The 21734-nt window shown below is 35.0% G+C and carries 5 protein-coding genes; 1 reads left to right on the top strand and 4 read right to left on the bottom strand.

From position 1 onward, the window contains the following. Window position 1 precedes the first annotated feature (1 nt). Complete coding sequence (locus HGP29_RS14265) at window positions 2-997, top strand: zinc-binding dehydrogenase (protein ID WP_168883093.1); 996 nt, start codon at window positions 2-4, stop codon at window positions 995-997. Here the strand turns inward: HGP29_RS14265 and HGP29_RS14270 are convergent. From HGP29_RS14270 to HGP29_RS14285, 4 genes are all read right to left on the bottom strand, one after another. After that, window positions 987-1691, bottom strand: coding sequence for an MORN repeat-containing protein (locus tag HGP29_RS14270; protein ID WP_168883094.1), 705 nt, complete (start codon window positions 1689-1691; stop codon window positions 987-989). The genes HGP29_RS14265 and HGP29_RS14270 overlap by 11 nt on opposite strands. A gap of 129 nt (window positions 1692-1820) precedes the next feature. Continuing rightward, window positions 1821-3047: a DUF445 domain-containing protein gene (locus HGP29_RS14275; protein WP_168883095.1), complete on the bottom strand. Its 1227-nt coding sequence runs from the start codon at window positions 3045-3047 to the stop codon at window positions 1821-1823. A gap of 380 nt (window positions 3048-3427) precedes the next feature. Beyond that, window positions 3428-4702 (bottom strand): MFS transporter, encoded by a 1275-nt coding sequence (locus HGP29_RS14280; protein ID WP_168883096.1) that lies wholly within the window; start codon window positions 4700-4702, stop codon window positions 3428-3430. A gap of 235 nt (window positions 4703-4937) precedes the next feature. After that, window positions 4938-21590, bottom strand: a complete 16653-nt coding sequence (locus tag HGP29_RS14285) for a PKD domain-containing protein (protein WP_168883097.1) — start codon at window positions 21588-21590, stop codon at window positions 4938-4940. Between the last annotated feature and the right edge of the window lie 144 nt (window positions 21591-21734).

Here is a 21734-nt window from a genome sequence, read left to right on the forward strand (position 1 = left end):
AATGAAAGCTGTTACGTTCAATCCAGATAATAATCAATTCTCTATAAATGAGATTAATATTCCAACCATTCAACCACATGAAATTTTAATTAAAGTGGAAGCTTGTGGAATCAATCCTGTTGATGCTAAGGTCCAATTTTGGAAAGGTATGGTAGGTGAACAAATGAACGATGAATGGGTCGTTGGACTTGATGTGGTAGGAAAAGTACATGAAGTTGGGAGTGAAGTAATGGGTTTTGATATTGGAGATGAAGTATTTTATCATGGAAATATGATAAAACCACATGGTGGTTTAGCTGAATATGCTGTTCATACTCCTTCTACATTATTCAAAAGGCCAACGAGTTTATTGATTGAAGATGCTGCAGCGTCCCCATGCGCAGGTTGGACTGCTTGGAGGGCATTGGTAGAAAAATTACAAATTAATGAGCGTGATGAATTACTGATCATTGGCGGTTCTGGAGGAGTGGGGTCTTATGCGATTCAGATTGCAAAAAATGTATTTAATGTAAAGAAAGTGATTGCTGTGGCATCTACAGCAAATCATGATTATGTATTAAGTCTAGGAGCAGACGAAGTGATTGATTATAAAACAGAAGATGTTGTTCGTAGAGTCCAAGAACTCACTAATGATATTGGTGCATCAAAAGCTTTTGATACCATTGGAGCTGGGAATGATATTTTAGCCGCCAATTCTTTAAGATTTAATGGTCAGATGTTAGAACTTGTGGATACAGTGAAACCTATCAACTATGATAATGTATTTATGAAAAACCTTACTTTCCATCAATTAGCCTTAGGTGCTGGTCATGAATTTGGAAATATTGGTGAGCAATCAATAATAGATGCAGCAAATGGTCTAACAAAAGCCATTCTAAATGGACAAATAAAAACACCGCATCTTCAAATTGTCAATTTTGAAGGTGCGGTGAAAACGCTCAATGCGATATTAGAAAAGAAAGTGGTTGGTAAAGTAATTTTGAAGATTAACGCATAATTACTTCCTTATTCTCATTTGAGTGTCCTTCTGCCTTTTCAATAAATATTTTATTTAGCTCATCATTCAGCCAATAACCATAAATGGTTTTATTATGAGTGATGAGCTCACCTTTACCATTTTTAAGTCCTTTTTTAAATTCTCCTTTAAAGGTATCACCATTGGGGTAACTGATTGAACCAATTCCTTTCTGTTTTCCTTTTTTGAATTCTCCAGAATATTTTCTTCCGTCTTTATAATAATAAGTACCTTTTCCGTTGGGCTTGCCATCTTTAAACTCACCTCTATATTCATCACCATTTGCATAAGTGAGTGTACCATTACCGTATATCTGGTCATCTACAAAATTACCTTCATATCGGTTACCATTCTTCCATAACAGAATGCCTTCACCATTAAAAGTATTGTTCTTGAACTGACCTAAATATGTAGAGCCATCGGCCCAGATGAGTTTTCCTTTTCCGTTGAAATTTCCGTTTAAAAAATTGCCTTCATAGCTATTTGAACCGTTTTCTCCATAGACAAAAATCCCTTGGCCATTTGGATAACCATTGGCCCATTCTCCATCATAAAAATCTTTGTTTTTATAAACCATTTTGCCTTTCCCGTTTTCACAATCTCCAGAAACACATTGTGCCTGGCTAAATGAAAGTGAAACGATTAGAAATAAGAAAGTTGTGTATATTAATTTCATATTGTTGGATTGTCTTCAACATAAATACAATAAGAAGACAGAAATAGTTAACTCTGTTAGCATTTATTTAATAAATAATATGAATTTATTCTGCAATTGCAACTAATTCATTATCAGAGTTTAATGGTGTTATTGGAATAGTATGATAAATTGAAACATTCCAGCACAGCCACCTAGTATTGCACCAACTACAATTAGTATCCATTCATCTTCTTGAAATGCAGGACGAAGTAAACCTTCGAAATCTTCATAAGGCAATTCCTCAATTTTTTGCTGAATATTATTTTTTAGGTTAAATACTTTTTCAGCATAAGGGAAGGCATCTCTAATACAAATATGAAATTCAGCCATAAATGTAAAATGGGCAATATTCTTTATAATGTTAAGGTGCTTTTGAGTGATTTTATCATCGACTATTTTCCCAATGATATCATTGATTTCAGAATAGGTCTCATCTACTAATTCAGAGATTCTATATTTGAAAATTTCTGAAAGCTTTGCTTTACCAGTATTTTGGAGGGTATATCTAAAAATTCGTTCTATGGTAAGTATTCTACTAGTAATCAGGGAGGCATATTCTTCAGCAACTGTCTTTTGTCTTTGAAGGAATAAGCCTTGAAACTTCATACCAAGAAAATATATAGGTTCTTTGGGTTCGAATATTAATTTTAAAGCTAACCAATTTGTTAAATAACCTGTAAGAATACCAAAAAGAGGCAATAGCCACCATGGGTTAAAAAAGTAAGCGATGACCATTTGAACCATACCAAATAGAAAACCGAAATATAAACCGGACCTTTCAATAAACTTGAATTCATCTTTACCACATTTCATAAAGATGATATTTAAAAGATCGGGGTGTTGTTTTACAGTATCAATTGTTAGTTTCTTTAAATCCAACATTTCTCTGATATTCTGGCCTATATCATGTAATACTCTATCGGTAACTACAGGGATTCTTTCTTCAATACTTTCGTAGATAGTTACTTTTAATGTTTGAGGAACATTTTCCCATATTGAAGGTATTTCTGATCTCATTACCAAATCAACTGTATTTCTTGATACATTGGTAATAGACCCCTTCATTTCTTCATTGACTACATCTGGGTCTAACAAAGCAAACTGTTCTTCAATCTTTAATAATTTTTCAGTGATCAGGTCGACAGCTCTACTTGCAATGGACTCTGATTTTGCAGGAATTATTCCCTGCCAACCAAAAGGTTTTAACCCCCAAAATGCAATAGGATAGAACATCATTTTGATGGCTGCTGCATTAGTAAACCACCCCACAAATCCACTGATAAATGGTATTGATAAATAAAGAAGTATGTCGTTGAATGTTACATCAAAGTTCATGAAACAAAAATAATGATTTTTATGAAGATGACTATTGAAACATGAAAACCAAAAAAAACAGCCCTAGCATGTGCTGGGGCTGTTTCTAAATCTTTACATCTTTAAACTATCATCATCTCAACAAAGCATTATCGATATGGGCAAAAAATTATCGACATTAAAAAATCGTTTTTGGGTTATTTTTAATCACTATTTATCGAACTACATTATAGTATACTCTGGTGATGATCGTCATCTTTTTATAATCTGGTTATTTGGTTATATATATCGACTTTAAGATAAAAGTCGATAAAGTGTAGTACTACTGCAGAAATAGAAACCATAAAAAAAAGCATAAACCAACAATGGCTTATGCTTTTAGATGATAAAAAATCTATAACTTATACTTTTCTGAAAGTCTCTTTTATTAGGGCCCCACATATAATTGCACCAATGAATGCAATTGGCATCACCCAAATTGCAGATTGGAATGCTGTCTGTAGTTGATCCATACTTGCATTTTCATTTCCTCCAAAATACCCAACTAAACTGCCAAATAATGGTTGTCCTATTGCTCCAATACCCATCAATACTACTGCAGATAAACCATTCGCAGTTCCTAATACTTCATCATCATTAGATTCACCTATAACAGGGTATCCAATGGTCTGTGCTGAAGTTATGATTCCTAAAGCTAAGAAGGTAAAATAGAAATATCCAGCAGCATTTGATAAAGGGAACATTATTAAAAGCATGATCAATAGAGATAGAAAAGCTCCTCCAATCATAGCAATTTTTCTTGATTTTAATTGATCAGAAATCCAACCACACAATGGAGACCCTACCATTGTACCTATAAATATCATCCCGATGATACCTGTGTAAGTTTCTTCTGAAAATTCAGGGTTAACAAATTTAAGATAGGTAGTTCCCCAAACAGCACCAAGGAGTAGAACTGACAAATTTAGCAATCCAATATATAATCCAGCTAACCAGTTTTGAGAGTTAGATGCAGCAAGTTTAAGGCTTTTCATTAGAGATAAGCTGTCTTCTGTATTTACATCTTTTGATTCCTCAGAAGGGCTGTCTTGTACAAAAAATATAATACATAGTAATACTAATACGCCTAAGGCACTATTAATATACATAGTAGTGTCTCCACCGTAATATTCTAACATCATTAAAACAGGTGAGCCAGATACCCAACCACCAAAAACAGCAAACGTAACTAGTAATCCAGAAACTAGGGCCAGTTTAGATGATGGAAACCATCTTGGGGCTAATCGGAATGGGGCCATAAATGCGGCACAATGTGCAATACCTAATAGAAAACGAAAAATCATGGATAAGGTCTGATTATTAGATAAGCTAGTACCAATAACACAAACCACAGCTAATAATGCCGTACTCATAATTACTTTCTTTACGGAGACTTTATCTAATAAGATCCCAATGGGTATAAGCATGAGTACTGTTCCATATAAAAATGCACCTGCAAAACTTCCGAATTCAGCAATTGATGCTAAAGAAAGCTTATCTATAAAATAGGCTTTCATTGCTTCTGTACTGAATAATGTCATTTGAATGAAGCTGTAGAAAAAGAAAGCTCCTGCAGAAAATACAGATAGAATTGCTCGAATTGAACTTTTCGTTTCTGTTTGAGTAAGTGTTGTCATAATTGTAAATGGCCAATTAAAAAAATGTGATAATCAAATATGATTAATTCATTATCTGTATTGTAATACTTGTTTAACCATTTATAGATGGATATTAACTAATTATTAGTTTGAGACTAACACAAAAAATAATTGAATAACTACATAGGTTTATTTTTTATAAAGTAGGAAATGACTTGAAAAGAAAAGAGTCCGTTTTAAGGGACTCTTTCTCTTATATCATAAGTGTTTTTATTTATCGTATCAATAGGATTTGGCCTGTCTTCTCGTTGACGGATCCATCTTTTTGTGATACATATCGTATAGTATAAGTATACGAACCAGACATCATTTGAGCGCCTTTATACGTACCATTCCATCCATTACCTCTAGTACCAGCTTCGAATGAATTCGTATATTCTTTATGGAAAATAGATTCACCCCAGTTATTATAGATATGAAGATCAATATCTACAGCATAAGCAGGCTCCAATAAAAATTCATCATTGTTTCCATCTCCATTTGGTGTAAATGCGTTAGGTGCATTCATACGAGCTGGACAAATTTGATTGACATGAATCGTATCCATTGTAGAACATCTTGTAGCATGTGTTTCATCAATAACTAGAACAGTAAAGACTCCAGATCTATCTTTTGTAATAACCCTTGAAGTTTCACCTGTATTCCATTCATATGAGAAGTTATCACCTTCAATTGCAGCAACATCAAGAACATCACCAAACTCAAAACAGAAGGTAGTATCTTCCAATACTTTTCCTGGGTTAGGGTGGAATGTTGCCTGATATTCATGATTAAATTCACAGATTGTACCAGATTCATGTTCTACAATTGTTCTTAGAGAATATGTTCCTGTTTCAAGTACATCAATTGTTGCACTAGTTTCTCCCGTACTCCATTCGAAGGTTTGTACTACACCTGGGTATTCAGGAATTCGACCGTCAAATGTAATAGGATCGGTCTCACAAGATTCTTGAACAAAATCTTGAACAACATCAGGTACGATGTGGACAGTCACAGCTTTTGAATTAACACAACCATATTCATTTGTGACAGTTAAGGTATATGTTGTTTCTTCAGAGGGAGCAATGTCAATCGATTGAGTTGTTTGCCCCGTACTCCAACTGTACGTAACAGGTACATCTACTTGTGGAGTAATTGTCGCAGCTGCATCTTGACAAATCCAGATGTCGTCATCCATGGTAATAACAGGAAGTGCATGTACTGTGATACTATCCATAAATGTTGCAGAACAACCACCTGCATTTGTTACTTCTACTAATACCGCAAATGTTCCTGAGGTCGGGTATTGGTAGGTTGGATGTGTTGATGAATTGGTGAAATCAGGGGCACTATTTTCATCATAATCAAAATCCCATTTGATTGAAGTAATACGGTTATCTCCTGATGATGATAATTGAGGAGTTGTATTATTAAATGCTGCTATATCTCCAATACAGATGTCACTTGTTGTAAATGAAGGTGTAGGCACTTCGTAGACCTCAACATTTTGTGAATCGATATTAGAAACACAACCACTAGGAGAAGTAATTCTTAAATTAACAGTATGCGTTCCTATACTTCCAAAGATATGTGTTGTGTCTCCGTAAGACTGGATTTCATAACTACCATTATTGTCAAAGTCCCATTCAAAAATACTTCCGGGTTCAAGTGCAATAGAATTATCTGTTAAGAAATACACTGTTTCACCTTCACACCCAAAACCGTTTTGAACATTAATATTGGCCACAGGTGTTCTATAGAACTGAATGGTAGTTGTATCACTACTTCGACAACTAGCATCTAATTTATTATTGACCGTTAAAACTACATCAGCAGTGACCATATAACTACCAGAATTAAAAGTAGGGTTAGCAAAAGTGGCATTGTATGTATCCAAATTACTTTGTGTAGCAATACTACCTCCTGAAATATTTATCAGTGACCATGAATAATCCATACCACTCCATTGTACTTCACTTGGAGCTAATGAGTACACATGAGTATCACATCCTTGTAGCCCTGTTTGAGGTAAAGTTACCGTAGGTGTTCTTAAGAAAGTAACACCCATTTGATCTGTTGAAGTACCACAGTTATTAAATGAATTTTCTGTTTCCAGCGTAATAAATGCTCTAACATATGATGCATCAGCAGGTATAGTATTAACTATTAATTGTGGATTATAGATAGACATAGATGATAGACTAACATTTGCTCTAGAGTCATAGGTCTGAATATCTGTATCTACTTGATCAATTCTCCATGTGTAATTAAAGTTGTCTATACTTTCTTCATTTGTAGGACTAACTGTAATTTGAGATGCATTACAAGAAGCTTGAACATCATCTCCTAAAGAAGTATCAGGACTTCTGAAGAAAGTAACATCAATTGAATCTCTAACTGTTAAACAATATGGATTACTTGGGTTAGATATAGTTAATTTATATCTCGCTGTAACTTGTGCTGCACCATTAGGGAACTCAGGGTCAATTAATCTCATTTGATAGCCTGAACCACTTGGAGTTTCTACAATACTTGCCCCAGTATTATCACTTACATCACTTGTAATAAGTGTTCTTTCCCATGTATAAGTAAAGTTATTCACTTCTGCTTGAGTTGGGTTAATAGTAATAAAACCGGTCTCACAAGAAACAATCGGAGATGATATAAGTGAAACTGTAGGCTGTTTATGGAAACGAATAGTTACAGTTTCTGTATCTGAACAACTACCAACTCTATGTGAGGTATTTAGAGTCGCACTAATTTCAATGTATGAAGCCCCTGTTGGGAAGGTAGGGTTACTAAATGTCAACATATGCCCACCACTTCCACTAGAAGTTGTATCAACAGTTCCAGTGTTTAAACTTAAATCATCAGAAATCGAATAACTCCAATTGTAATCAAAATCGCTTACTAATTCTTCTCCGGTTGTAATGACAATATTACCTGTTTCACATTGATCAGCTTGATCAGGGCTAAGAGTGATTTCAGGAGTTCTATAGAATTCTAAAGTTTCATTTCTCGTAGTAAAACAGCTTGAAGGTTGATAGGCATTTCCTGCCATAACATCTACATCAACTGAAACAGTACCAGATCCATGATCGAAAGTTAAACGATCAATATGTAAGCTATCATATGTTGATAATGTATCTATTGTACCACCCGAAGTACTATTTATCGTCCAATCAAATACATAATTATTGACTTGACTATCTGTAATAGGGAAAGTGAGTGCTTTCAGACTTCCGTTTACTCCACAACCGATTGCAGATGTTAATAAATGAGTAGGAACCACAGGTGTTTTAAAGAAACTAATACCCACTTGTTCAGTGGTAATACAAGGTGAACTTGCATTCGGGTTGGTATTAATGACTTGTAGTTCATACAATACATCAATTTGAGTTTCGCCTTGATTAAAGTTTGGTGTATTGACTACAAGATCTCTTACAGTACTATTAACTTCGGCAACAGTACCATTCGTTTCTGAAATCTTCGTCCATTGGTATGTATAATCTGAAATCGTTTCTGAGAAAGGAGAAATCGTAATCTGATTAGCACAACTATCATTACTAGCTTTTGTTGCAGTAAAGTTGATATGTGGAACTCTAAAGAAAACCAATGTATGTTGTGCATTATCTCCACATGATGAACCATTTGGATTATTGACATTTAGATCAAGTGTGATTTCAATTTGAGAACGCCCAACTGTAAAATCATCATCTTCAAAATGTAAAGAGAAATTCTGATTATTGGTTTGACCATTGATAATATCAGCATTTGAGCCATTGAATCCATCTATAGAACTAATACTCCAAGTATAATCGTAGCCATTGATGACTTCATTACCAAATGGTTTAACAGTCACAGTATCTAATGCACATTCCGCATGATTATCTGTAAAAGATATCATTGGTTTACGAGCAAACTCTAATGTGTATGCAGTGTCAGCTGTACAATTTGTATTTAAATGATTATCTGTCTGAACATTAAATGTAGCAGTAATTAAAGAAGCACCATCAGGGAAATCTGAAGGATCAGCATCTATAGTTAGTGCACCCGCAGTTGAGGTATCTATATTATTTAATGTTGTGATTGAAGCATTATTATCTGTGAATATGGTATCAATAGACCAATTGAAATCATAATTATCTGTTCTTGGTTCAATAGTTTGTAGTGTCAAATTGATGTCGTCACAGACATTGAAATTATTAGCCGTTAATGATAACATTGCTTCTCTATCAAATACAACCGTTACTTGGTCTGTTGTTGTACAGCCATTATCCATGTTCATCACTTGAAGCTCATATATTGCTGTAACCCTCACTGTAGAGTTCGGGAAAGCTGGGTTATGGTCTAGAGTGATAGTATGGGTATTTAAGCCACTTTCTAAAGGATAAATACCTGCAGATAATAAATCTGTTCCATCATCTGATAAAATGCTAATTCTATTCCAAGTATAATTGTAACCTGTATTCTCTGCTTCCATAGGGAATAGAGAAACGGAAGTTCCTCTACAAACAGGAGAGAGGTTAAGCATTGATAAATCAGTTAATGGAGTTCTGAAGAATGTGAACGTAAATGTTTCAGAATCCGAACATCCACTAAGCGTATTACTTACATCAACACTATATGAAACATCGATTCTATGACTTAATGAATCAAATGATACAACAGAGAAAGAAACGTCTTGTCCATTATTGATATGAGTAGTATCAATTGTACCACCACTTACACTTACTTGGTTCCAAGTGTAATCAAAATTTGGAATTACTTCAGTGTTGAATGGTCGAATAACATTTACTTGTTGACATAAAGTACTATCTAATGATTGAGTAGCACTGATAATTGGGTTTCTATAGAAAACAGCATCAATAGTATCTCTTTCTTGACATAAAGTTGAAATCGAGTTTTCTACCATTACTTCATATTGGTAAGTCATCATAGCAGCCCCAGTTGGGAAAAATCCTTCCTGATCAATAGGGGTATTTAATACATAAGTATTATTTACTTGACTTACCATAGGAGCAGATAATCCCTCAGCATTTGGATTATGATCTGGTGTGATATTTAATAAGTTCCATGTATAATTAAATTGAGGAACATAGTTCTCTACCGTCTGTAAAGTGATACTATTTGATGAACATACAGATGATATAGTACTGATTGTAGGATCAGGGGTTCTGTAGAACGTAAAGGATACGGTCTCAGAATCTGTACAAGTAGGGGAATCAGAGTTTGTTACTGAAACAGTATAAGTAACATCAATTTGGTTTGAGGTAGGATCAAATTGTGGAGTATCAAAAGTTACATTCTGATTACTATTTGAAGATAAATTAATACTACCTCCATTTACAGAAACTTCACTCCAAATAACATTATATCCTGAAATTAATTCATTTCCGAATAGTGATATGTCATTTTGATTGCCACAATCTCCTGCAGTAAGAGATTGAACAACGTTAATATCAGGAACTCTAAAAATAGAGAAAGAGACATTTTCAGTATCAGTACATAACGTATTACCCAATGTATCACTATTTGATGCAGAAACAGTGTAGCTAACATCAATTCTGTGACTACCCGAATCATATAATGATTTCAGTAATTCGATGTTCTGAGTTGTTTTAGAATATCCACTACCAATATTTAGTTGTCCGCCTAAAACGTTTACACTATCCCAATTGTAGTTGTAACCTGCAATTACTTCACTACCGAATGTAGTAAGAAGATTAAGGGTATCACATGACGTAATTGTTTGAGCTAGATTTAATACAGGCTGTCTATAGAAATAGAATCGGAATGCAGTATCTGCTTCACAAGATGTCACCCCAGGAGTAAATGACAGTGCATTGTTTTCTACCTGTAATGTAACATCAACTAATATTGTATCACTTCCAGAGTTAAATACCGGATTATTTAATGTTAAGTCTTGTCCGTTTAATGAGGAATTGGAAATAGTACCACCAACAGGGTTAATAGTCCATGTGAAATCAAATGAAGAAGCAACATTTTCATTTCCATATGAAGTAATGATATTTTCGATTCCACAACCCGCTAAGCTTTGAGCGATATTTATAGTTGCAGGACGATAGAAAATCATCGTAGTATCTAAATCACTGACACATGAATTTTGGTACGTATTGCTTATCTCAATATTAAATGGAATTTCAATGGTATTACTACCTGGAGCAAATGCATCCATAGGTAATGTAATAGATAAATTTTGACTATTTATTTGAGCTGTAATACTATCTAACACTGCCTGAGGTAAAGTATTGCCATCTGAACCAGCACCTGAAATACCACTGGTATTTAATGTCCAATTATAATCAAAACCATCATTGTGTTGGATATTTTCTTGTTTTCCTAAAGGATAGAAGTCAACAGTTAATCCACAATCTTCAGTTCGTTCTTCAACAAAAGCAGTGAAATTAGCCTGACGGTAAAATGTAGTGGCTAAACTCATAGAATCTTCACATGCTGGAGAATTAACATTAAAAGTTTCAATTAAATACCTTGTATCGATGCGTGTCGAATGCAGTGCAAAAGTATCAACGGTCACTGTTAGGTTTTCATCTGTTAATGAAGAATGGTTTACATTACCACCATTAATTGATACTTGCGACCAAGTATTAGCAAAACCAGTAATATTTTCATTAGCAAATGGATATAACGTTAATGCAGCATCACAACTATCTGAACTCGCTCTAGAGTAGGTGATATTGATTTCTGGTTCTCTAAATAATGAGAACATAAATGTTGTATCATCATCACACATCGACTCACCAGAATTGAGCATTGTAATGTTGTATGAAGCATCAATTTGAGATTGACCGGAGTTAAAACTACTGACACTAAATGTGACGGATCTATTTCCATCCAATACCGCTGGAGTGGAAGTAATTGTACCACCTGTAAGTGAAAGTTGAGTCCAATCAAAATCAACATCATTTAGCATTGCGTTATGCGATTCTACTAATATCGAACTTTGACAAGCACCAGTCATATTAGTTAGCATCATTTCAGGTGTTCTATAGAATTTAAAACTGATAGTATCTTCATCAAAACACTGATTCGATAAAGTATTTATCACTCTTAATTTATAATATGCATGAATAATGGATTCTAAGGTATTGAAACTATCCACAGAAACGGTCAGTTCTCTTTGCATACTAGATGCATTATCATTTAAAGCACCATTTCTAATAGAATCTAAAGTCCAAATATATACATAGCCATTTACATCATTCGGGAATGGAGCAGCTGTTCCGTTATAATCACAATTATTTAGTTTTGAGCTTAAGAACGGTGTGTCAATATCTGGTGTTCTATAGAAATTCAAGGTATAATTTACCGTATTCGAACAGGTAGGGTCTGCTGTAGCCAAAGTATTTACAGCGGTTAACTGCAAAGTGATTTCTATGTGTGATTCATTATTCACAAAATCATCATCTGTAACCGTAAAAGTAGTGTTCTGTGTATTATAGGTATCACCTACACTATAATCACTACCGTCATACCCATTAATAGACGTGATGTTCCAAGCATAATTAAAACCAGCAATACTTTCACTGCCAAATGGTTGGAGTGTTGAAGTTAGAGCACATGAATCTAATTTGTCTTCTACAATACTAATATCTGGGTATCTATAAAATTGGAATAATATAGTTGTATCTGTTGAAGAACAAATAAGGTTTGAATTACTATGCTGTACATTGAGATCCATATTAAATGAGATCATATTAGAACCTAATGCATAAGCAGAATCAGGAATTGTCAACTCGAAGTTTTGAATATTTTCTTGTGCTGTAATACTGTCCAAAACAGATGAAATGAGTGTTCCATCAATGGCACCGGAAACAGATGAAGCATCTAGTGTCCAAGTGTAATCAAAACCATCTCCATGATTAATAATTTCAGTATTACCCAAAGGGAAGGAATGGAATGTTCCACCGCATAGGCCTAATGGATCTGTTTGGGTATAAGCTGTGAAATTAGGTGAACGATATAAGTTAAATTCTACAGTATCTATATCAGAACATGTTGGTGACAAGCTATTCGTAGCTGTTAATTCGTACTGAACAGTTATCGTTGCAGCATTAAGATCAAATGCATCAACTGAGACATTTAATATATCGTCATTATTTGCACTGTTTTGTATAACAGTACCACCTGATACTGAAATTTGTCTCCATGTTCTATCAAATAATGGAATGGCTTCACCATTGAAAGCTTCCATAATTTCTGTTTGTGAACATGAATCTGTTCTAGCAGATAAAAATTCAATTTCTGGAGCTCTATAGAAAGTGACATTGAAAGTGGTATCATCATCACATGTATGCGATGAAGAATTACTAATTGATACAGAATATTGAAGGTCTATTTGAGCAGCATCTGTATCGAATGTTTTCACATCAACGATAAATGAACTATTGTTATTGGTGGAGTCAATGGTACCACCTGTTATGTTATCAAGGTGCCATGAGAATGACTCTCCAGCATTTATAAATGCTTCATTCATGGTAGAGAATGTGATTGAAGAATCTATACTGGCACAATTCACTACTTGCTGTGAGAAAGTGATTTCAGGTGTTCGATAAAATTCAAAATTGATATCTTCTTCATCATAGCAGCTTGGCACTTCAGTATTAAAGACTCTTAGTCGGTAAAGACCATCGATTTGTAAACTATTAGTACTGAAAGAGTCGACATCAATTGTAATCTGACGATCTGATAATGATGTATGGTTAACGTTACCTCCTGATACAGTTACAGGCATCCAAACATAAGAGAAGCCATTAATATTTGTAGCAAATGGTTCAGATGTTCCAATATGATCACAATTTGCAGCTTTGATAAAACTAAAACCAGCATCAATAATTGGAGTTCTATAAAATACCAAAGTATCCACCGCCATATCTTGACAAGATGTATTAGAAGGGTCTAAGTTATTAGCTACATCGAGTTCGAGAGCAATTACAATTTTTGACTCATTATCAATAAAGTCATCATCTGTTATTGTAATGGTTAGGTCTTGGTTTGTAGATAAATTTCCAACAGATAAATCGTTTGAAACATCGCCATCATTACCATCATACCCACTAATACTAGCGATTGACCATTGGTAATCAAAACCATTTATCGTCTCTAAACCAAATGGCTGTAATGTTGTGGTATATGCACAGCTATCAGACTTAATGGTCTGCATTGCAATTACAGGAGGACGTTTGTAAGAAATTACAATTGTCGTATCTGTTTGACAAGTAACATTGGCATCAGAGTGTTCGATATGTAAATCAAGTGATAGTTGTATTTCGTTACTTCCAGAAGCAAACTCTGTAATCGGCATATCTAGCATGAAATTCTGCTCATTGGCCTTACTTAAGATAGAATCTAATGTAGCATTAGATAGAGTAACTCCATCTGCACCTGCACCAGTAACACTATCAAAGGTCCAAGAATAATCAAAACCATCTCCATGATTTATCACTTCTGTAGTTCCTAGCGGATACACTTCACCCATTAATCCACAAGAATTTAATGGCATCAATTGACTATAATTACTCAAGCTTGGAGTTCTGTAGAATTGGAATTCTACTGTATCAATGTCCGAACAACCTGTAGCATCAGTATTTTGAACAGTAAGTTCATAAGCTACTACAACAAAAGCTGTATCTTGATTAAATGATGTTACATCTACAGTTAAATCTTGGCCAGTAAGTGAACTGGCATTGATAGTACCTCCATTAACATATAGTTCTCTCCATTGATAATTGTAACCGGATATAGTTTCATTACCAAATGGTTTTAGTGTATTGGTACTTGCACATGAGTCAGTACGAGTTTGTGAGAAGGTAATCTCTGGTGTACGGAAGAAAGCGATATTAAATGTAGTATCATCATCACATGAACTTAATGTGGTGTTGTCTATGATAAGTTGATATTGAGCGTCTAATCGATGTGATCCTGTAGCGAAGGTATCTACTTCAATTAAGTATTGATTTCCAATATTGACAGTATCTATACTACCCCCTGTAAGTGAGTTGACGTTCCAATAAAAAGTAGCTCCATTTAATGCTTCACTGTTAGCAGTAATCGTATCATTTAATTCACAAGCTAGAGGCGTTGGATTATATGTGATTTCAGGTGTTCTAAAGAAATTAATGGTATAAGATTCAACATCGAAACATGTAGGTGACGCAGAATTTTCAACCCTTAATTCATAAGTTGCTGTGATTACAGTAGAATTTAAATCCCATGAAGAAACGGAAACATTAATATCTTTATTAGTTAATGCATCTTCATTTAAAACTCCACCAGTTATTGATGTTTGGGTCCATGAGTAATCAAAACCAGGAATAATTTCACTTCCTGAAGAAATCTCGGCATCTTTTGCACAAGGATTACCACCAGCTTTTGTTTCGGTAAATACAATATCTGGAGTTCTATAAAAACGTAAAAGTAAATCTCTATTGATCCCACAATGAGGAATAGCATCAGCGCCACCGAGAGCCATTTTTCTTACTCGATTATTGGCGGTTACCTCAAATACATGTGCACCCGTAGCGAAGTCAGCATCGGTAAAAGTGATTGTTCTGATTTGAGCATTAGTATCTGTTGGTAACGTACCTCCAAAACCCGGGCTAGGGTTTCTTAACTGCCATCTGTAATTAAAGTTAAGTGTCTCTGTATGGTGATTTAATGTTACCGATAAACCACATGAATCTAACCTAGTATCTACTAATGTAAAATCTCTTGGTCTTCTTTCAATCTCAACTCTAAAAGTAGTATCGTTTAAACATGTATTACTGTGTGTGTTCTCAACATGTAAATTAATATCAAACCATAAATTGACTGAATCATCAACAAAGTAATCTTCAAATATATCTAATGATAAGTTTTGGGAAGTATCACTTGCAGTCACTTGGTTCACTAAAACCGTTAAAAATGTTGGATCAATATTGTGGTCAATGGCATTGTTAGACATACTCCAAGTGTAATCATAATCTTCATTATGAGGGAGGACTTCGCTTCCAAAAGGTGAGAAGTTAACCTCGTAAAGATTTCTTGCAGGAGTATTACATTCTTGATAATTATAGCTTAAACTAGAAAAATCTGGAGATCTGTAGAAATAAAATTCAATACTGTCTCTATCAGCGCCACCAATAGTATTTACAACATCAATATAAAACTTTGTATGGATTCTTGAACTTCCGTTATCAAAGGTATTTGGTGTAACAGTAAAGTCTTGTAATGATGTGTTTGTAATATTTATGGTACCACCATTTGTAAAAGCATTGCTCCATGTATAAGTGAACCCAGCAATAGTTTCTGAACCAAAAGGTTTAGCAAGATAGCTTGCAGTAACTCCACAATCTACTAATGTTGTATCCAAGTTAATCACTGGCATTCTATGTATTTGAACATCTACAGTATCTAATGTTGAACATGCAGTAGGGTGGTTGTTATCTGTAACTTGCAGTTGATAACGTACATCAATAATTGATTCTCCAGTATTGAAATCAGGTTCATCAACATCTACCGTTGCATTATGAATGTTTAATGCTGATTCTGTGATATTACCATTAGTAGGCCCAGATAATTTGGTCCATAGATATGCAAAATTAGTACTGTCATTTGCCAATGGTCTCAGTTGAACTGTAGTTGTATCATTTACGATAATACTATCTTGTCCAATTTCAGGGTCAGGATTTTCTCTAACATAAACTGTGATGCTGTCTATGTCTGTACAACCTCTTGCAGAAGTTACCCTTAACTTGACAGTATATGTTCCCGTTGAGGCATAATCATGTTGAGGATCTGCTACCGTTGAAATATTTCCATCACCAAACTCCCAAAGCCAAGTCGTAATATCATTGACATTGGCAGGTAAATCTCCTGCAGTGATAAATGGATTTAAGTTAGAATTATCAATTGTGGACTGATCTGTAAACTGCATAGTCTGACCAAGACATACCTCGTTTGCAACAGGGTTATTTAATCGTTGGGCAGACAAGCCTGCATCAGGTTCCTGGAATATATACACTAATGTACTATCTGCGGTAGGAGTGAAGGTGTGAGTACACCCTTTGTTTGTAGTAACCGTTAGTGTGGTGGTTAAGACTTGATCAAAACCAATCAGCGAGCCATTTCCATCCAACTGTGTTGTAAAATCAATTGTTGGGAATCTATGTAACAAAGTATCAGTACCGCCAAAGTCAATGGTACCATTAGAATTAAAATCCCAATCCCAGCGTACTATTTCGTCATCAGTAACAGGGGTGATAGTGGATAAATCATCAAATGATACACCATAACTTAAACAGTTATTTTGGTATGTAAAGTTAGCTGTTGGGTTTGCATTAACTATCACTGAGTCTTTAGCTGTTGTACTAAAGCAACCATCATTTGAAGTCACTCTCAATGCAACAGGGTAAACTCCTTGATTTGGAAAAGTATAAGTAGTCACACTATCAGTTGTAGTGATATCGTATGTTCCATCATTATCAATATCCCATTCAAACTGGGCAATTTGCTCATCATTGTATATTCCAAAGTCAGTATTTCTAGCATCCAAAGTAGTTGCTGACCCATTACAAACTTCATCATTAACAAAAGCTGCAACAGGAGTGGCATTATAAATGACTCTGATGTCATCGGTCATCACACATTCACTAACATTCAGCTGATTGTTAGACGCATCATTTTTATCAATGTAATTAGCAATTATAGTTGCTTGAATGGTATATAATTTTCCATCACTATCATCAGGATCAATAGTAAATGGAGCAGTATCTATAGGACCATGATTAAAAATGACTTCAGAATCATGACCTCCATTAGCTTGGGTAATAGGATTACCATCCACAAACCATCGATACTGAAGTTCCCAATAATACATATACTCTGATGTTTCAATAGTATCAGAAGCATTAAAAGATCCATTCCAAGAAAGGTCTTCAACATTTAAAGTATATGCCCCAGCATCTGTACATAAAGTTACATCAGGTGAAGAAATATCAGGACAATTTAAAATGGTCATATCACCGGAATAATCAGCTGGATAGGAACACCCATTTTCATCTACAAAAGTAAGGCTAGGAGTAATTGTACTCATATTAGCATTACTAATTGTTGAAGGATATACAAACACTTGAGAACTGTCTGTACCTAGTTGTCCATCACCAGAAGCCCAGTTATATATGGTATTGGTGATATCTGTGTTAGGGTCATCCACAGGAAATGCCACCATTGTTGTCGAAGCAGGTTCGAAACCAATTTTCTTTAATATTTCATATGTACCAGAAGTACCACCAACAACAATAGTTACAGTATTTGATACATCTTGACAACCATGATTATCAGTAACAGTTAGTACAGCATCATAAGAACCAGGAGAACTATAATAATGAGTTACACTACCAGAGTTGGTAGTAGCATCTATGGTACCATCATTATCGAAGTCCCATTCCCATAAAGCTATATCAACATCATAGAGATTATCTGATAAATCTAAATCATCTCTTCTAGAAGTATTTCCGGCAGTTTCATCCGCTAAATCTGTAAAACTCACAAAACCAGGACATACCAAATTATATGTGTTGGGAGTGAAGTCTGCCGCTAAATCCCTCATAGTAGGAACCGTAAATGACAGAATTTGGTCATCAGAACAACCATTTTCATCCACCACTTGAATGGTTAAATTATAAGGACCTGCAGGCAAAGAAACCCTCACAGTGTCATTATTAATCGAATTGGGAGTTACGGCACCGACACCAACGCCACCTGTAAATAGGTTGATGGTACTTGTGCTCAAATTATAGACTTCATTATCATCAAGATCAAGTGTTAACTCAGTAATTACTTCATCACAGACATAATCGAAAGCAACAAAGTTGTCATGAGGAAGGGGGAATGTGAAATCTGGTTTAGTTACAGTGATATCATGAGTATATGAAGCAGAACATCCATTTATTGATAATTCTAATGTTATGGTGTGTGCTAAATTTTGAGGACTATTTGGAGATGAAAATACGATACCAGTTAAATCAGGAACGTTTCCAGAAATAGGTACAGTACCTGATGTTTGAGAGACACCATCTACGAACCATTCATAATCTGGTTGAGTGGGACTGTACATTAAATTTTGCCCTTGAAAAGTAAGGTTGTCCCCAACACAAGCTGCGGCAAGTCCTGTTACATTTACCGAACCACCTGTAATTTGTATTGGCCCTAAGTTCTCACTAAATGTACAACCTCCAACTGTAGTTACAGTAACAACACCGATATAAGAACCAGGTGTTGGAAAAGTAGTATTCACGATGCTATTATTTGAGCTAAAGCTAAATTGAATACTATTGTCAGCTGTATTTGTGAAAGTCCAATTGTACACTTGGCCAAGATTCCCGTCTCCGGCATCAAATTGTAAAATGCTATTTACACAAGTGCCTGAAGAGGTAGATGGAGAAGGTGATAAAACGGGTAATGGACCCGGCATAACAATGGTAGTGTCTTCAAAATCTGAACAACCTACGCCAGGTTCTGTTGCTGTGATTCTAATATCTACAACAGAACTTTCAGGTATTTCACCTTGAGGGTAACCAGTAAAAGTAGGGAAGGTGGCTTCTGATAAGAAGTTATAATTCTCATCTTTCGTAGATTGAGAAGTCCATGTAACTTCATCACTATTTCCGTTACCCGGTGGATCAATGGTTAATGTCCATTGATAGTCTGTATCTACTGTTCCTAATGAGTTATTGATGAATGACAAAGTTGTAGGTGCACAATCATCCAAAGTGATTTCATGTTCAGCTTCAGAAGGGTTTATCGTAATAGTTTCTGCAGTAGGATCACCTGCACAGCCATTGATTACTGCTCTAATTTCTACTGTAAAAGTACCTGGTAGTGCTGTTCTTGCACTATCCACAATATCGCCATAATAGAATTGACCTAGACCAGTGTTACCAACAGTTACCCAATTTAAATTACTAGCATAACGATATTGGTAGACAATAGGGAATTCTCCAGACAGCCCCAATCCTAGAGTATCTGCATGGGTTGTTGTTGAAAAATTGACAGTTGTACCAATACAAATTGTAGATGGACTAAAATTTAATGTAGGATTATCAAAAACTTCACCCACTAAGTAATTAAAAGCCGGTGAAGAAAAAGTACATGCACTATTATCCCCAATTGGATCTAATGTAATGTTATGGTAAATGTCATAATCACCATGAGATAAATTGGTAAAAGTGAGTGGATTCACACTGTAATACGTAGTGTCATCATAGGTTTTATTAATCACCATCCATTCTTCAGTATCAACACTAAATGGGTTCGTTACTGTATTTGTATTTCGATCTTCCCATGTAACCGAAGAGGCAAACGAGTCACTTGAAGGTTCGCAAGCAAAATTTGCACCTGATACTCTTACATCTAATGGAGCGGAATAAACATCAATACTGTTCAAAGCACAATTATCATTGATGTCTCCTGTTTGTGCGTCAAAATACAGTTCAATGGTGTGAGAACCATAACCAGCAACAGCAAGTGTATCAGTAGATTGATTAAATCCCGTAATTGTGGTACCATCAATAACCCAATAGTAATTTGCTACATTCTGTAGATTGATGGCATTAACGATTACATTGAAATTTTCACTACAATAATCAGTGTTATTGGCAGCAATACTGATCCCTGCTTGTGGTAAAATAGGTACGGTTTGAACATCTGTAAATTGACAACTATTGTCGGTTAATCCCTGAATAGTTGCCGAAATATTGACATTAATTGGGTTAGGGTTTGGGTTACTGTAAGTATGCGTTGCTACATCTCCAATAGCAATTGTCTCTGTGTTCCCATCTCCCCAGTCCCATAATACTTGAAGACCAGAAAATAATGGATCTATTGTTCCAGGAGTGTAACTAACTACATGAGTATTACAGGTACCAGAAATAGATGCTGTACCATATAATGATGAGATATCTCTAAAGTAGATATTTTCTGTTTGTGTGGAAGTACCTGGACAATTATTGGCTTCACTACTCAATGAAACTGTAAAATCAGTCCCATCAGAGCTATCAAATGTATGTTGAATGGCAGCAACATTCGTAGTATCAAACGTCCCATCACCCCAATCCCAAAAATATGTAGGGGTCACATTTAAACCATCAGTGTCTATTGATGAAGCGGTAAATGTAATAGTTTGTGTAGAAGCACAGCTAATCGTTTGAGAAGTTGTAAAAGTAGATGTAAAAGGAGCTTGAACAGTTATATAACCAGCTTCATTTGCAATAAATTGACAACCATCAGTAGTTGTACCACTTAGTGCAACATCAAAAGAACCGGAATTATTGATTGTAACTTTTGCGGAATCATTAACAACAGGGTATAATTGATTATCTACTAAAAAATTTAATGATGAAAAGGTTCCTGGAGTAATATTTACTAAAGTAATTTCTTCACCTACACAAATATTTCGTTTATCTGCATAAAATTGTCCGTCCGGCCTACTATAAACCTCAATAGCATTATTTGGAATTGTGGCTGTTACAGAACTTGTAGACCCTCCAAAAGTATCATCATATGTGACTCGAACCCCATAAATACCTGTAGAATTGAATTGATGATAGGGTTCAGCGAGATTTGAAAATGGAGTGTAAGTAACACCATCATAAATCTCCCAATTATAATTCGAATATGTATGATTGAGCTGAGGAGAAATAATAAATTGCAAAGCAACACCTCCACATCCACTGATAACAGTATTAGGATCTGTCTCAGTAGAACCTTGATAGACTCTATGTATAGTTTGCCCTAAAAGAGCATTGGCTAAAAGAGTTAGTGTCAAAGTTAGAATCAGCAGTAATGATCGTAATAACGCTTTCGTCATATGGGTTAAGTAGTTCTAGTAGCAGTAATCAAAAGAAAGTTAGGTCTTTCCTTATAAGCAACTTGGGTTATAGATAATTCGCTTTGGGTGTATTTTAATTATACGTATTCATACAATAATGATCCATATTTAATTTAATGAAAA

The organism is Flammeovirga agarivorans, from assembly GCF_012641475.1.
In the GTDB taxonomy this organism is placed as follows: Bacteria; Bacteroidota; Bacteroidia; order Cytophagales; family Flammeovirgaceae; genus Flammeovirga; species Flammeovirga agarivorans.

Excerpts from the sequence above, each read along its gene's own strand:
- HGP29_RS14280 (WP_168883096.1), bottom strand. The coding sequence starts at position 4,702 with ATGACAACACTTACTCAAACAGAAACGAAAAGTTCAATTCGAGCAATT.
- HGP29_RS14275 (WP_168883095.1), bottom strand. The coding sequence starts at position 3,047 with ATGAACTTTGATGTAACATTCAACGACATACTTCTTTATTTATCAATA.
- HGP29_RS14265 (WP_168883093.1), top strand. The coding sequence starts at position 2 with ATGAAAGCTGTTACGTTCAATCCAGATAATAATCAATTCTCTATAAAT.
- HGP29_RS14270 (WP_168883094.1), bottom strand. The coding sequence starts at position 1,691 with ATGAAATTAATATACACAACTTTCTTATTTCTAATCGTTTCACTTTCA.
- HGP29_RS14285 (WP_168883097.1), bottom strand. The coding sequence starts at position 21,590 with ATGACGAAAGCGTTATTACGATCATTACTGCTGATTCTAACTTTGACA.